Source organism: Mesorhizobium sp. B2-1-3A, from assembly GCF_006442655.1.
Taxonomy (GTDB): domain Bacteria; phylum Pseudomonadota; class Alphaproteobacteria; order Rhizobiales; family Rhizobiaceae; genus Mesorhizobium.
The window spans coordinates 301,886-316,369 of sequence record NZ_VFWK01000008.1; the positions used below are offsets into that span (position 1 = coordinate 301,886).

At 64.0% G+C, this 14,484-nt stretch carries 13 protein-coding genes; 10 read left to right on the top strand and 3 right to left on the bottom strand.

Translation table 11 applies throughout. The features are described from left to right. Positions 1–56: 56 nt before the first annotated feature. Positions 57–986, top strand: coding sequence for a DMT family transporter (locus FJ977_RS30440; protein WP_140775884.1), 930 nt, complete (start codon positions 57–59; stop codon positions 984–986). Positions 987–1,139: 153 nt separating this feature from the next. Continuing rightward, positions 1,140–2,267, top strand: a complete 1,128-nt coding sequence (locus FJ977_RS30445) for an ATP-dependent RecD-like DNA helicase (protein ID WP_140775885.1) — start codon at positions 1,140–1,142, stop codon at positions 2,265–2,267. Here the strand turns inward: FJ977_RS30445 and FJ977_RS30450 are convergent, their stop codons facing one another. Then, a complete protein-coding gene (locus tag FJ977_RS30450; RefSeq protein ID WP_140775886.1) occupies positions 2,268–2,687 on the bottom strand; it encodes an STAS/SEC14 domain-containing protein in 420 nt (139 codons plus the stop codon). It abuts the gene before it with no gap. 160 nt (positions 2,688–2,847) lie between these two features. On the opposite strand from FJ977_RS30450, the gene FJ977_RS30455 reads away from it, so the two are divergent. From FJ977_RS30455 to FJ977_RS30465, 3 genes are all read left to right on the top strand, one after another. Continuing rightward, a complete protein-coding gene (locus FJ977_RS30455; RefSeq protein ID WP_140775887.1) occupies positions 2,848–3,591 on the top strand; it encodes a pyridoxine 5'-phosphate synthase in 744 nt (247 codons plus the stop codon). 100 nt (positions 3,592–3,691) lie between these two features. Beyond that, entirely contained in the window at positions 3,692–5,611 is a 1,920-nt protein-coding gene (locus tag FJ977_RS30460) for a potassium transporter Kup (protein ID WP_140775888.1), read from the top strand. Between the two features lie 40 nt (positions 5,612–5,651). Beyond that, positions 5,652–6,692, top strand: a complete 1,041-nt coding sequence (locus FJ977_RS30465) for an aldehyde reductase (RefSeq protein WP_140775889.1) — start codon at positions 5,652–5,654, stop codon at positions 6,690–6,692. A gap of 34 nt (positions 6,693–6,726) precedes the next feature. Here the strand turns inward: FJ977_RS30465 and FJ977_RS30470 are convergent, their stop codons facing one another. Further along, a complete protein-coding gene (locus FJ977_RS30470; RefSeq protein ID WP_140775890.1) occupies positions 6,727–7,617 on the bottom strand; it encodes an SDR family oxidoreductase in 891 nt (296 codons plus the stop codon). A 134-nt stretch (positions 7,618–7,751) separates the two neighbouring features. Here FJ977_RS30470 and FJ977_RS30475 point away from each other — a divergent pair, with 134 nt between their 5' ends. The 3 genes from FJ977_RS30475 to FJ977_RS30485 all read left to right on the top strand — a co-directional run bounded on the left by FJ977_RS30475 (position 7,752) and on the right by FJ977_RS30485 (position 12,347). Next, positions 7,752–8,162: a helix-turn-helix domain-containing protein gene (locus FJ977_RS30475; RefSeq protein ID WP_140775891.1), complete on the top strand. Its 411-nt coding sequence runs from the start codon at positions 7,752–7,754 to the stop codon at positions 8,160–8,162. Positions 8,163–8,215: 53 nt separating this feature from the next. Then, the gene (locus FJ977_RS30480) at positions 8,216–9,502 is read left to right on the top strand and encodes an NAD(P)/FAD-dependent oxidoreductase (protein ID WP_140775892.1); all 1,287 of its coding nucleotides are present in this window, start codon (positions 8,216–8,218) and stop codon (positions 9,500–9,502) included. Between the two features lie 64 nt (positions 9,503–9,566). Continuing rightward, a complete protein-coding gene (locus FJ977_RS30485) occupies positions 9,567–12,347 on the top strand; it encodes a CHAT domain-containing tetratricopeptide repeat protein (protein WP_181180118.1) in 2,781 nt (926 codons plus the stop codon). A gap of 31 nt (positions 12,348–12,378) precedes the next feature. Here FJ977_RS30485 and FJ977_RS30490 read toward each other — a convergent pair whose 3' ends face one another. Beyond that, entirely contained in the window at positions 12,379–13,110 is a 732-nt protein-coding gene (locus tag FJ977_RS30490; protein WP_140775894.1) for a glutathione S-transferase family protein, read from the bottom strand. A gap of 98 nt (positions 13,111–13,208) precedes the next feature. Here FJ977_RS30490 and FJ977_RS30495 point away from each other — a divergent pair, with 98 nt between their 5' ends. Together FJ977_RS30495 and FJ977_RS30500 are read left to right on the top strand one after the other, a co-directional pair. Further along, complete coding sequence (locus FJ977_RS30495; RefSeq protein WP_140775895.1) at positions 13,209–13,667, top strand: MarR family winged helix-turn-helix transcriptional regulator; 459 nt, start codon at positions 13,209–13,211, stop codon at positions 13,665–13,667. A 153-nt stretch (positions 13,668–13,820) separates the two neighbouring features. Beyond that, positions 13,821–14,474 (top strand): TetR/AcrR family transcriptional regulator, encoded by a 654-nt coding sequence (locus FJ977_RS30500; RefSeq protein WP_140775896.1) that lies wholly within the window; start codon positions 13,821–13,823, stop codon positions 14,472–14,474. The last annotated feature ends 10 nt before the right edge of the window (positions 14,475–14,484 follow it).

Below are 14,484 nucleotides of genomic sequence, written 5' to 3' on the forward strand. Positions count from 1 at the left end.
CCTGAGCGATGGCAACCATCCGCCTCGAAAGCCGCCCTCTACCCAAGAGAGAATGAATGTACCTGTCGGAAATTCTCTCGATCGGCGCGGCCCTGTGCATCGCCACAAGCGGCATGTTGGCCGGTGAGCTGGTCGGCCGCATCGATGCCCTGACCCTGACCCGGCTGCAAACGCTCGCGGTGACCGTTGCCACGGCCATCACGGCAACGGTGCTGGGCGGCTGGGGCGGCCTTGTTCCGTGGCAGGTGGCCTATCTTGCGGCGTCCGGCGTGTTCGGGATCTTCGTTGCCTCATCCGCCTATATCTCGTCGATATTCGCGCTCGGGCCGCGTCTGGCACTGCTGGTCTTCTCGTTGACCTCGCCCTTTGCCCTGATCATGGGCTACGTGTTCCTGGACGAGACGGTCGGTCCGGTGAAACTGACCGGCGTGGCGCTGGTCATCGCGGGCATCGTGCTCGCCATCCTGTTCGGTCGCCCCGCCAAGGTTCAGCCGGAGGGCATCTTCCCGACACCGCCCATCGAAACGCCGGTGCTGCCCGAAAAACAGATGACCTTGCCGGTCGGTCTCGTCTTTGGGCTGATTGCCGCACTGGGGCAGGCCGCTGGCGCGCTGGTCGCGCGTCCCGTCATGGCATCGGGCGTCAACCCGTTCACGGCGATGGCGATCCGGACCGGCGTGTCGGCCGCCCTGTTCCTGTTGCTGCTGGTGGTTCCGCTACGTAGCGCTGCGAAGCGCTCCCAGCCGTCGGCGCGAACACTCGGCATCGGCATTGGCGGTGCGCTGATCGGCACGGGCATGGGCATGTCGCTCATCATGGCCGCACTGGCCGGCGGCAAGGTCGGCATCGTCTCGACATTGTCGTCACTGTCGCCGGTGCTGGTGTTGCCGATGGTGTGGCTGCGCAGCGGCTACAGGCCGCCGGCACCGGCCTGGGCGGGGGCGGTGCTTGCCTTCGCCGGCACATCCTTGATTGCGCTCGGCTGACAGCAACGATGAGCCGGGCACCTGCTTTTTGTTCTCTTTACGTTCTTGTGCGCGCCTGATAGCCTCAACCGTCGGAGGCGCGCGGTGCGTCATTGACGGCAGTCGATTGGCGGCTGTCTTGTGTTTCGCTTGCGAATCCGGTCTGTCGCACTGATGGAATTTTCACCCCAACAGGACGAGGCGCTGCAGGCGGTTGCCCGCTGGCTGCAAGCCGGCAAGCCGCAGCTGTTCCGGCTGTTCGGCTATGCCGGCACCGGCAAGACCACGCTGGCACGCTATTTTGCCGAACATGTCGACGGCCAGGTGCAGTTCGCCGCCTTCACCGGCAAGGCGGCCCAGGTGCTGCGCTCCAAGGGGGCGGTCAACGCCCGTACCATCCATTCGCTGATCTACAGGCCCAAGGGCGAGGAATCGGTCGAGGACGAGGTCACCGGCAAGACCTCGATGTCGCCGACCTTCTCGCTCAACCGGCAGAGCCCGATCTCGCGTGCGAAACTGGTCGTCATTGATGAATGCTCGATGGTCGACGAACAGCTCGGCCGCGACCTCATGAGTTTCGGCACGCCGATCTTGGTTCTGGGCGACCCCGGCCAGTTGCCGCCGATTTCGGGCGGCGGCTTCTTCACCGATCACGAGCCCGATTTCCTGCTCACCGAAATCCACCGGCAGGCGCGAGACAATCCGATCCTGCGCCTGGCGCTCGATGTGCGCGAGGGCCGCGAATTCATGCGCGGCGACTACGGCACGGCGCAGGTGATCGGCAAGGAAGATGTCAACCAGGAACTGGTGCTGAGGGCCGACCAGGTGCTGGTCGGCACCAACCGCACGCGCCGCCGCTACAACCAGCGTCTGCGCGAACTCAAAGGCTTCAATGCCGACTATCCGCAGGCCGGCGACAAGCTCGTGTGCCTGCGCAACGATCCCGCCAAGGGGCTGCTCAATGGCTCGCTGTGGAAGGTGATGACCTCGTCGCGCGAGACGGTGAAGCCCGGCATCAACCTGCTGGTTTCGCCCGAAGAGGACGATCCCGACCGCGGCGTCGCCAAGATCAAGCTGCTCAAGGCGGCGTTCGAGGATCCCGACGCCGATATCCCGTGGCAGCAGAAGAAGCGCTTCGACGATTTCGACTATGGCTATGCGCTGACCGTGCACAAGGCGCAGGGCTCGCAGTGGAACGAGATCGTGCTGTTCGACGAGAGCTGGGCCTTCAAGGAAACCCGGCAGCGCTGGCTCTATACCGCGATCACCCGGGCCGCCGAGCGGCTGACCATCGTTAGGTAGCTACGACGACGGCTTTTCCCGCACGCCGAACTGCCGGGCGCCGAGCCATTCCCAGGCCTCTTCTTCATCCTCGGCCTTGAAATGCCTGAATTCGATGGGTGACGACGCGGGCAGGGCGTGCCGTGCGTCCGGCGTCCAGTCCGGTGCGCCGATCGCCGCGCAGCGGCCTATATGCTCCAGTGCATGGACGGCGCCCAGCTTGAGGGTCTCGTCGGAGATGTCGGCCCAGTCGACGCCGTCGTGATCGACCATGCGCACAGCCACGTCGATTCGCTGATGGAGCGCGTAGGCCGCTTCCAGCAGGCCGAACAGGTTTTCCGCATCGGCCGCCGAGACATGCCCGACCACATCGATTGCGAACAGGTCGTCGCGACTGGTGTCGATGCGACGGATCGCCGGCACGGATTGCAGGAAATTCACGGCGGGCCTCCTTTTGCAGTACAGAGTTGGTCTTCTGGAACACTGGAAAGCCCTATCTGTTCCCGTCAAAGACGCTATAGATGCCCGGTCTCAAGCGCGCCGAGGCTGAACGGATGGCTGTGGCGCGCCGTTAACCCGCCTGTTTCACGGACACCAGCCCATGCCCGCAAAGCTTTCCGTCAACCTCAACGCCATCGCCATGCTGCGCAACCGGCGCGACTTGCCGTGGCCCAGCGTGATCGGCATCGGTCGGCTCGCCCTTGCCGCAGGAGCGCATGGGCTGACCGTCCATCCGCGTCCCGACGAGCGTCACACGCGGCATTCCGACCTGCCGGAGATCCGGGCGCTGATCGATGACGAGTTCCCGCGGGCCGAATTCAACATCGAGGGCTATCCGAGCGAGGATTTCCTGGCGCTTGTGGAAAAGCATCAGCCCGAACAGGTGACGCTGGTTCCCGATGATCCGGCACAGGCAACCTCCGACCATGGCTGGAACTTCGCCGCCGATGCGGCGTTCCTGACACCAATCGTCAAACGCCTGAAGAAGGGTGGTTTCAGGGTGTCGCTGTTCTCCGACGCCGATCCCGCCGGCATCGCGGCCGCGCGCGATACGGGTGCCGACCGGATCGAGCTCTATACCGGCCCTTTTGGCAGCTACCATTCCGATTCCGCAAAGGCGGCCAACGAGCTGGAAAGATTGGGGAAAACAGCCGATGCGGCATCTGCCGCCGGTCTTCAGGTCAATGCCGGGCACGATCTGACTGTGGGCAATCTGCCCGCTCTGGCGAGGCGCATTCCGGCATTGGCCGAAGTGTCAATCGGACATGGGTTGACAGCCGACGCGTTGGAGTATGGCATGGCCGGCACGGTGGGTCGGTTTCTCAGGGCTTGTGGGTGGAAATGATGGCAGCCTCGCGCACCAGGCATGGCAGCCATAATTTGACGGTACTTGATATTGCATCGCAGCAAGCGTAGAGCACCGCGCGCTTATCGGAGTGTCGTCCATGGCCCTTGCCAACACTGGTAGTGAGGCAGAACCCGTCGAACAATCGAGCCATCCGGAGATCGAGCAGCATAGCACCAAGGTGCTGATGCTGGGCGCGCTTGGCGTTGTCTATGGCGATATCGGCACCAGCCCCATCTACGCCTTTCGCGAGGCCCTGGTGGCGTCTTCGGGCGGTCAAGTCGCGGAGCGTGGCGATATCCTTGGCGTGCTGTCGCTGATCATCTGGTCGCTGACCATCATCGTCACCATCAAATACATCATGTTCGTGCTGCGCGCCGACAACCGCGGCGAGGGCGGCGTGCTGTCGCTGATGGCGCTGGCGCGCGGCAGTTTCCCCAAGCGCTCGGCGGTCATCCTGGGCATCGGCATCGTCGGCGCTTCGCTGTTCTTCGGCGACGCCGTCATCACGCCGGCGATTTCGGTGCTGTCGGCGGTCGAGGGCATGAATGTCGTCACGCCCACCTTCCAGCCTTATGTCGTGCCGCTAACGCTGGTCATCCTGGCGATCCTGTTTTCCGTGCAGCGCTTCGGCACAGGCGGCGTGGCGCTCATCTTTGGCCCGATCACCGCCGTATGGTTCCTGGCCATCGGCCTGTCCGGCCTCAAGCACATCATCGCCGATCCGGAGATCCTGTGGGCGGTCAGTCCGCACTATATCGTCGCTTTCCTGATCCATTCGCCCGACGTTGCCTTCGTAACCATCGGCGCCATCTTCCTCGCCGTCACCGGCGCCGAGGCGCTCTATGCCGATCTCGGCCATTTCGGCCGCAAGCCGATCGTGCTCGCCTGGCTGTCGATCGTGTTTCCCTGCCTGCTGCTCAACTATGCCGGGCAGGGTGCCTTCGTGCTGGCCAAGAATGGCGTCGTGGGCCATCCGTTCTTCGAGATGAACGAAGGCTGGACGCTGATCCCGATGGTGGTGCTGGCGACAGCGGCCACGGTCATCGCCAGCCAGGCGGTGATTTCAGGTGCCTTCTCGCTGACCAGGCAGGCGGTGCAGCTAAACATGCTGCCGCGGCTGGAAATCCTGCATACGTCGGAAAAACAGTCCGGCCAGATCTACATGCCCCGCGTCAACCTGTTGCTGGCGCTGGTGGTGATGATGCTGGTGGTCGGGTTCGGCGAGTCCAGCAAGCTGGCTTCGGCCTACGGCATCTCGGTGACCGGCAACATGCTGGTGACGACGGTGCTGCTCTACGTCGTGATGACCCGCATCTGGAAATGGCGGTTGTGGGTGGCCGTCGCGATGACCGCACTGTTTGCGTTCATCGACATCGGCTTCTTCGCTTCCAACATCGTCAAGGTGTTCGAGGGCGGCTGGGCCTCGCTGGCGGTGGCCTTCACCATTGTCACCGCCATGTGGACATGGGTGCGCGGCAGCCGTTACCTGTTCGACAAGACTCGCCGCAACGAGATCCCGCTCGATTTCCTCGCCGGCAATCTGTTGAAGAAGAAACCGCAGCTGGTGTCGGGCACCGCGGTGTTCCTGACCAGCGATCCGCTCAGCGCGCCGACAGCGCTTATGCACAGCCTGAAGCACTACAAGGTGCTGCATGAGCAGAACGTCATCCTTTCGGTGGTGACGGCGCCGCAGCCGGTGGTGCCCGACAGCGACCGGGTCAAGATGGAGACGGTCAACGAATTGTTCATGCGGGTGACGCTGACGTTCGGCTACATGGAACAGCCCAATATTCCGCGCGCGCTGGCGATCTGCCGCAAGCAGGGCTGGAAGTTCGACATCATGACGACGTCCTTCTTCCTGTCGCGCCGGTCGCTCAAGGCCTCGCCCAACTCCGGCATGCCGGTGTGGCAGGATCGGCTGTTCATCGGCCTGGCGCGCACGGCCGCCGACGCGACCGAATATTTCCAGATCCCGACCGGACGCGTGGTAGAAATCGGTACGCAGGTGGCGATCTGACGAAGCTGATCGCCTCGACCTAACCTGGTGGAGGGCGGGCATGAGCGGCGAATTGGTGCTTGTCACCGGCGGATCGGGTTTCCTCGGCGCCCACTGTATCCTTGAACTCCTGAAGGCCGGCTACCGCGTACGCACCACGGTGCGCTCCGCCAAGCGGGAAGCCGATGTGCTGGCCATGCTCAAGGCCGGCGGCATCGAGCCAAGTGACAGGCTGTCCTTCGCCATCGCCGACCTCACGAGCGACACGGGCTGGCCGCAGGCCGTCGCCGGTTGCGACTACGTGCTCCATGTCGCCTCGCCATTTCCGCCTGGCGTGCCCAAGCATGAGGATGATCTGATCATCCCGGCTCGCGAGGGGGCGCTGCGGGTGCTGCGGGCGGCGCGGGACGCTGGTGTCAAACGCGTCGTGCTGACCTCGTCCTTCGCGGCCATCGGCTATGGCAAGATGCCGCCAGACGGCCGGCCGTTCACCGAGGAAAGCTGGACCGATCCGACGGCCAAGGTCAGCGCCTATGTGAAGTCGAAGACGCTTGCCGAGCGGGCGGCCTGGGATTTCATCGCCGCCGAGGGCGGCAGGCTGGAGTTGGCGGTCGTCAATCCGGTCGGCATCTTCGGACCGGTTCTCGGCTCCGACCATTCGACCTCCACCGAATTTGTCCAGCGGATGATGAACGGCGCCATGCCGGGGCTGCCGCGTCTGTCCTTCGGCGTCGTCGACGCACGCGACGTGGCCGACCTGCATGTGCGTGCCATGACCAATCCAGCCGCCAAAGGCGAGCGCTTCCTCGCGGTATCAGGCGACTTCATGACAGTGCGGGAAATCGCGCAGACCGTGAAGGCGCGTCTCGGCGACGCGGCGTCGCGCGTCTCGACGAGGCAGCTTCCCGATTGGCTGGTGCGGATCGTCGGATTGTTCAACGCCGAAGCCGCGCAACTGGTGACGGAACTGGGCAAGGTCAAGAATGCCACCAACGCCAAGGCGGTGCGTGTGCTCGGCTGGGCACCGCGCCCGCGCGAAGACGCGCTGGCTGCCACCGGTGAGAGCCTGGTCCGGCTCGGCCTGCTCAAGACATCGAAGTAGCGCGGCGGGAGGGTGACCTCCCACCGCTCTGGTTTCAACCAGCCAGCGCGGCTTTGTTGGCTTCCAGGAACTGCTTCAGCGATACCGATTTTCGACCGGAAAGCGTCTCGACCGAATCCGTCACCATGCCAAGGCCGCCGGCGCGCGTGGCGGCGTCGAAGGACACCAGAAGCTTGGCGATCGGCTCGGGAAGCCCAGCGGCCTTCATGCCCTCAGTCAGTGCTTCATCGGAGAGCTGGACGACCTGGATCGGCTTTCCGGTGGCTTCAGTGACAAGCGCGGCGACTTCGGCTGTCGTATAGGCCTTGGGGCCGGTCAGCGTGTAGGTCTTGCTCTCAACGGTTTGCGAGGCCAGCCCCGCGGCTATGGCCGCGGCGAGATCGTCGCGCGCTCCATAGGAAATGGCGCCGTCGCCCGCGGACGTATACCATTGGCCCGACGCCAGAATCTGCGGCACCGCCATGAAGAGGTTCTCGTCGTACCAGCCATTGCGGAAGATCGTGTAGGGGATGCCGCTCGCCTTGATCGCCTGCTCGGTATCGTAGTGGTCAGGCGCGAAGAGAACCGGCGAGCCCGGCTCGGTGTTGGGCAAGGAGGTGTAGAGCAGATGCTTGACACCTGCCTTTCTGGCAGCGGCGACCGCCGCCAGTTGCTGCTCGCGACGCTTTCCCTGGATCGCCAACTCGTTGGTCGAGATGATGAGCGCCCGGTCGGCGCCTTCGAAGGTCTTTGGCAGTGACGTCGTGTCGTCGAAGTCGGCCTGGCGGATGGTGACCCCGCGCGCTGCAAGGTCCGCAAGGTTGGCGGGCGTGCGCGTGGTGGCGATGATCCGGCCCGCCGGTATCTTGAATGTGTCCAGCAGGTGGTTGATGACGCCGCGGCCGAGCTGGCCGGAAGCGCCGGTGACGAGAAGGGTTGCGGTCATGGAGGATCCTGACATTGCGCCGAAAGGCGGTTCGGTTGGTAGTCTCAAAAAGAGACCAGCACTAAAATAGGAATTGACCCGGTGCCGTAAAGAAGGCAGTTTTTGGGGAGGTAGGCACAGGCAGGGAACCAGCCGTGGACAGCAAGATCATCAATCTGAAATCCAAACTCGACATCTACAAAGCCATGACCGACGGCGGCAATCTCGCCGATTGCCCGGTCCGCGACGTCATCCAGGGGCTTAGCGGCAAGTGGAGTTCGCTGTTGATGGCGGCGCTGGCCGAGCAGCCCTATCGCTTCGGCGAGTTGCGGCGGCTGGTTCCCGACATCTCGCAGCGCATGCTGACCCAGACGCTCTACGATCTGCAGCGCGACGGCTATGTGCATCGCGAAGTGTTCCCGACCAAGCCGCCGAGCGTCGAATATAGCCTTACCGATCTCGGGCGCTCGATGTTCGACGCATTGCAGCATTTGTTGCAGTGGGCGGAATTCAACCATGACGCGGTGCGCGCGGCACGGGCCGGTTTCGACGCAACACAGGCTTGAACAGCCGGGCAGAGCCAGGCGCCGCGACTTGATTTCGCACAGCGGCTGAAGGATTGTCCCGGCCAGTTCGGCTTGGGGGCATCGGCATTTCCTACGACATCGCAATTGCAGGCGCCGGTCCGGCGGGGCTGGCCATGGCGCTTTATCTCAAACGGGCCGGGCACAGGGTCACCATCTTCGAGCGCTTCGAGGAGGCGAAGCCGGTCGGCTCCGGACTGATCCTGCAGCCGACCGGGTTGACGGTTCTGGCCGATCTCGGCCTGCTCGACGACATATTGGCGCTTGGCGCCCGCATCGACCGGCTGCATGGCGCCGATGCGTCGACCGGCCGCACCGTGCTCGACGTTCGCTATGATGCCCAGCGCGGCCGCCGTTTTGGTCTGGCGGTGCACCGGGCGGCGTTGTTCGGCGTGCTCTTTCGCGCCGCCCGGCGCGAGGCGATCGCCATCGAGACAGGCGTCGAGATCGAGACCATGGAGGCTGGCGAACGGGCGATGCTCATCCGTGGCAACGGGCGAAGGGCAGGGCCATTCGATCTGGTCGTCGACGCCAGCGGTTCGCGCTCGAAACTGCGGCAGCGCGCCGGCAATGCAGGCGCGCCACGGCCACTCACCTATGGCGCGTTCTGGGCATCGCTCGGCTGGCGCGGCGAAGGCTTTGACGAGCACGCGCTCTTGCAGCGCTACGACAAGGCCAGCGTGATGATCGGCGTGCTGCCGATCGGCCGGCCGGAGCCCGGTGCCGAAAAAATGGCGGCCTTCTTCTGGAGCCTGAAGCCTGATGATGCCGACGCGGTGCGCGCTGCCGGCCTCGACGCCTGGAAGGAGAGGCTGGTGCGGCTGTGGCCGCAGAGCGAAGCGTTCACCCGCCAGATCGACAGTTTCGACCAGTTGTCACTGGCCCGCTACGGCCATCACACGATGAAGCTGCCGGTCGGCCGGCGGTTGGCCGTCATCGGGGACGCCGCGCATTCGACCAGCCCGCAGCTCGGACAAGGAGCCAACATGGCGCTGCTCGACGCCGCGGCGCTCAGCCATGCGCTGGCACGCACGCAGAGCGTCGAGGCAGCACTTGAAGCCTATGCCAGGGCGCGGCGCTGGCACGTGCGTGTCTTTCAGGCGCTGTCGCTGGCGTTCACGCCATTCTACCAATCGGATTCCGTGGCGCTGCCCTTCATCCGCGACAGGCTGGTGGCGACCATCGCAAAGATCCCGCCGGCACCGCAGCTTCTGGCCTCGATGGTCGCCGGCACGGTGATCGATCCGTTCAGGCGGGCAGGGCTGAGGGAAGCGCGATGGGATTTCGGGTCAAATCCAAGTCATGGTACGACTGCATCATAGAGTTTTCGCCAGGCCGATCCGCGTGAACACAGGGATGTCCATAGCCAGAGGACCCAGAGGCCTGATGCGCGTTGCGGCCTCGATGCTGGCGATGTTGATCGTCGCGCTGCCTATGCCGAAGGCATACGCCCAGACGACAAGCCAGTCCGGCCAACAGCAACCATCGGACAGCCAGGACGCGCTGAGCGCCCGCATCGACGCCGCCTATGGGCTGATGATGGACGCGGGACGCTTCGACGAAGGCTACGCGCAATTGCGGGCAGCGCTGCTCTCCGCCGCCAGAAGCGACCTCTACGAATTCACCGTGGAGAGTTACTCGAACGCAGGCGCGACTTTCCTCAACAACCAAATCCTCGACGACGCCGAGGAGATTTTTGCCGAGGGCCTGAAGACGAGGGCGATGCAGCAGGATGTCGCCAAACGCGCCGACTTTTATCTCAACTACGCAATGCTGAAGCAGGCGGAGAAGGATTATCAGTGCTTCGTGTCGATGTGCGCGACAGCCACCAATTTATACGCCCACTATCACGGCAAGGAGTCACAGGAACTCCTGTATGCCAACGATGTGTTGGCGACCGGGGTCGCGGCGTTCGGTCAAATCGCGTCAGCCATCAATATCGAGCAGCGCAATCTGAAGTTGGCCGAGCAGGTAACCGGCACCGATGACCGTTTCATCTGGAAGCTGCGGAACAATCTGGCCGACATGCTGCGCCAGATGGGAGCTCCGACACGCGCCTTGCAATATGATCTGGCCGTGCTGGAGAAGCGGATCGGCTACTACGGCCCGGACCACTTCAACGTCTTGGTCAGCGCCAACAACACCGCGCAGGACTATCTGGACCTTGGCAAATACGACGAGGCCTTGCGCCACTTCCAGCAGGACCGGGACATTGCCGTCGCTCTCAAGCAGGAAGGCAATCTGGTCGAACAGGCCGATGCCTGGATGCTCTATACCAGGGTGCTCTCTGGTGCGCAGCCGCTCGATCAGCCAACGCTGGCACAGCTGCGGCAACTGACCACCGACCCGAATTATCCCGAGATACTGGCAATCAAGATCGCCAACCTGCTGGCCGCGCATTTTGCCGCCGTGGGCGACACCGAAGGCAGTATGGCCCAACTCGAACGGGCCTATAGTGTCGCCGGATCGACTTACGGAGTGGTGCATCCACTGACATTTGCCGCGCGCCAGGCGATGGCCAATCTCAAGGCAAGGAGGAATCCTGCCGCGGCGGCCGCCGATTTCGCTTCTCTCGACGATGACATGCTGCGTTGGAACTGGTTCCAGGTGAGCACATCAGGCAATCCCGTCGTTGCCGAGGCCAGCCGCGCCCTGGCCGACGACATGCTCTACGACTATGCGCGCCTTGCAAAGGACAATGCGTCGGTGGTGCCGGCGTTTGCTGAAGCCGTGCGCCGCTGGCCGACGCTTGAAAATGAAAAACGCGACCTGTTGCGCAGGCTATCCCGCTTGATCGATCCGAATGATCTGGAGACACGGCACTTGATCGACGCCGGGATCCAGCTGTCCCTGGCCTATCAGGAGGCGGCTTCCAGCGGTGACAGTTCCGATGATCCGGGAGCGGTGCAGCCCGACCAGGTTGAGGCGGCGTACCAAAAGGCCATCGCCAAGGTCATGGCCAAGTACAGTTTCAGCCAGGGCGTGGTGGACAAACCCCTCCCGTCGGCCGGCACCTTGCTGAAGCCCAATCAGGCGCTGATCGACTACTTCATCACCCGCAAGTGGCGGGCGGATCGGGAGAGCGCCGAACCGCTGGAAGACGAGCGCCTCTATGCGATCGTCACACGCAAGGACAAGCAGCCACGCCTCTACGATCTCGGCGATTCGCGCCGGCTCATCCCGGCCGCTCGCGAAACACGCATGGCAAACCTGAGGTCGACGCATTCCGCGCAGGAGCGCGGTGCCGTGACGTTGGTCGACCTGAACGCCACATTCACCGGGCTTTATGCCGGTCTGATCGCGCCGCTGGAGCCGTCGCTCGATGGCGCCGACACGCTCTTCGTGGTGCCGGACGGCAAATTGTTTTCGGTGCCGTTCCCCCTGCTGCAGGACGGCAAGGGCGCGACGCTTGATGACCGCTTCGCCGTGCGCATGCTGACGCGGCCGGAATCGCTGCTGAACGCCAGCGTCGACCAGAGTCTTCCCAAGACCGGCAGAGCCCTGTTGGCCGGCGGGTTGGACTATGCGCGAGGTCCGGAAAAGGGGGCGGAGCCGTTGCCGGGCACAGCCAAGGAGGTCAACGCGATCGCCTCGATCCTGCGCGCCGATGACTATTCGGTCCAAATGCTGACCGGAACGGCCGCCAGCGAGCGGACGCTGCGCGAGGGTATGGAGCGGGCGACGGTCGCGCATCTGGCCACCCACGGCGCTTACCGCGACGAAAAAGAGGGCGGCGTGGGCGGCGTGAACGCCCTTTGGCAGAGCCAGGTCGTGCTGTCGCAAGCCGGAGACCGGCAGTCAATGAAACGTGACGATGACGACGGCCGGCTCTACGGCATGGAACTGACGAGCTGGGATCTGTCGGGGCTCGACCTGCTTGTCCTGTCCGCCTGTGAGACGGCGCGTGGCCAGGAGACATTCGTCGGTGGCTTGCGCGGCCTGCCGACGGCAATCAACATTGCCGGCGCCAAACGTTCGCTGCTGACGCTGTGGCCGGTGGACGACGCCGGTACCGCCGCCTTCATGGTCGGGTTCTACCATTATCTTGCCGCCGGGCAGACCTATCCGCAAGCGCTGCGCCAGACCCGCCGCGATGCCCGCGGCGGCAAGATATCAGGTGCCCAGGATCCGCGGGTCTGGGCCGCCTTTGTCATGTTCGAGAACTGAGGCCGCTCAAGCGAGTGATGCGCGCGGGCGTTCACGCGGATCGCGCCAACGCAAATGGTCCGGCTGCATCGCTTCGGCGGATGAGGCTCGATAGAAAAGATCCCTTCGCTTGCAGGAAGGCATGCAGGCGTTGCGGATAATCCGGCGCCACGGCGTTCCTGATCGACGGTCGATCGTTCAGGGCTTTCCGCCAGGCCTGGACGCGCGGCTTGCCGTCCAGGATGCCGAAATCGCCGATCCGGTCGAAAGCGTCGAGATATCTGAAAACCGGCCCGTACACCGCATCGACGAGCGAGAATCGGTCGCCGGCGAACCATGGGCCGCTCCGGTCGGCGTTGTCAGCCAGTTCGGCTTCGAGGCGCTCAAACATGGCGGACAGCGCACCGGATTCGGCAAGGAAGCCCGCTTCGGCCGGCGCTGAATAGAAGCGACCGATGGCGTTGAGGATGGCCGAGCCGTATTCGATCCAGGCACGGTGCCGGGCACGAGCGTAGGGCTCGGCCGGGTGGAGAGCGCCGGCCTGCGTTTCCTCCAGGAATTCGAGGATGACCGCGGATTCGAAGACCACTGTCTCCCCGCCCTCTTGCTGAACGCGCAGCAGCGGCACCTTGCCGAGCGGCGAGATCGCCTTGAACCACACAGGCTTGTCGGCGAGGTCGATGTCGACACGTTCGAACGGCACGCCTTTTTCGGTCAACGAGATCGCGGCGCGCTGGACGTAGGGGCACAGAGGATGGCTGACGAGGATGAGCTTGTCGGACATGATTTACCTTTCGATTATCAATGCAATTGCATTTATGTAGATGCATGTGCATTTATCGTCAAGCTTGATGCATCTGCATCTATCGCCTAGGGTGGCTTATGACCGAAAAAGCCACGCCTTCTCCGGAAGCCATCAAGGCCTGGGCTCGCCTGATGCGCGTTTCGCGCCAACTGGTGGAACGTGCCGAAGATGCCCTGAAAGAGGGCGGCCTGCCGCCGCTTGCCTGGTACGACGTGCTGCATGAGCTCGCCGAGGCGGGCGAGGGGGGCTTGCGGCCGTTTCAATTGATCGAGCGCACCCTGTTCGCGCAATACAACATCTCGCGGCTGCTGGCCCGGCTTGAGGCCGACGGATTGGTCGAGAAGCTGCCGGTGGCCGATGACGGCCGAGGCCAGACCATCCGCGTCACGGCCAAGGGGCGCGAGACGCGCCGCCGGATGTGGGCCGTTTACGGGCGGTCGATCGCCGAACTGGTTGGCGCCAGGCTCTCGCCGGACGAGCTGAACATGGTGTCGGCACTGCTTGGCCGGCTGCGTCATCCGCCTGCCGGCGATTGAGCATCGGCGCCGCGTGCGTTGCGCGGATTGTTGCGGATATTTTTCGTCATGTCCCCTTGCGCCGAGCATCGGATTGCGCAATATGCCGAACCGTAACGTACGGTACGGCTTCTGGGTGACCCCAAGGCCTCTGCCTTTGAACGGGAACAGAGCTTGTTGCTGGCAAACGCCGACATCGACAACAGCCAGGCGCTGACGGAGCGGCAGAAGGCCGTTCTGGATGCGGCCCTGCGGCTGTTGGTCGAGGAGGGCGATCATCTGACCATGACCGCGGTGGCGCGGCGGGCCAGTTGTTCCAAGGAAACGCTCTACAAGTGGTTTGGCGACCGTGACGGGTTGCTGACGGCGACGGTGCAGTGGCAGGCCTCAAAGGTGCGCGTGGCGTCGGTTGACGGCAAGGGGCTCGACCTCGCCTCGCTGACGGCAAGCCTCGAGCGCTTCGCCTCCGACTGGCTCAAGGTGATCTCCAGCGACACCTCGATCGCGCTCAACCGGGTGGCGGTCGGCCATGCCGGATCGGGCAAGGACAATCTCGGCGCTGTTGTGCTGGAAAATGGCCGTTTCGCGCTGGCGAGGCGGCTGAAGCCGGTGCTCGAGGCGGGGCGTCAGGCCGGGCTTTTGGAATTCACGGATGCCGAGACGGCGTTCCGTACCTTTTTCGGGCTGGTCGCCCGCGACGTGCAGATCCGCCTGCTGCTCGGCGACCGGCTGGAATTGACTGAGGCGGCGATCGGCGGCGATGCCGCGCGGGCGACGCAGCAGTTTCTCGCTCTTCATGGAGCAAAAACCGGGCCACAAAGCCTCTGATTTGAAAACG

Excerpts from the sequence above, each read along its gene's own strand:
- FJ977_RS30440 (WP_140775884.1), top strand. The coding sequence starts at position 57 with ATGTACCTGTCGGAAATTCTCTCGATCGGCGCGGCCCTGTGCATCGCC.
- FJ977_RS30445 (WP_140775885.1), top strand. The coding sequence starts at position 1,140 with ATGGAATTTTCACCCCAACAGGACGAGGCGCTGCAGGCGGTTGCCCGC.
- FJ977_RS30455 (WP_140775887.1), top strand. The coding sequence starts at position 2,848 with ATGCCCGCAAAGCTTTCCGTCAACCTCAACGCCATCGCCATGCTGCGC.
- FJ977_RS30460 (WP_140775888.1), top strand. The coding sequence starts at position 3,692 with ATGGCCCTTGCCAACACTGGTAGTGAGGCAGAACCCGTCGAACAATCG.
- FJ977_RS30465 (WP_140775889.1), top strand. The coding sequence starts at position 5,652 with ATGAGCGGCGAATTGGTGCTTGTCACCGGCGGATCGGGTTTCCTCGGC.
- FJ977_RS30470 (WP_140775890.1), bottom strand. The coding sequence starts at position 7,617 with ATGACCGCAACCCTTCTCGTCACCGGCGCTTCCGGCCAGCTCGGCCGC.
- FJ977_RS30485 (WP_181180118.1), top strand. The coding sequence starts at position 9,567 with ATGCGCGTTGCGGCCTCGATGCTGGCGATGTTGATCGTCGCGCTGCCT.
- FJ977_RS30490 (WP_140775894.1), bottom strand. The coding sequence starts at position 13,110 with ATGTCCGACAAGCTCATCCTCGTCAGCCATCCTCTGTGCCCCTACGTC.
- FJ977_RS30495 (WP_140775895.1), top strand. The coding sequence starts at position 13,209 with ATGACCGAAAAAGCCACGCCTTCTCCGGAAGCCATCAAGGCCTGGGCT.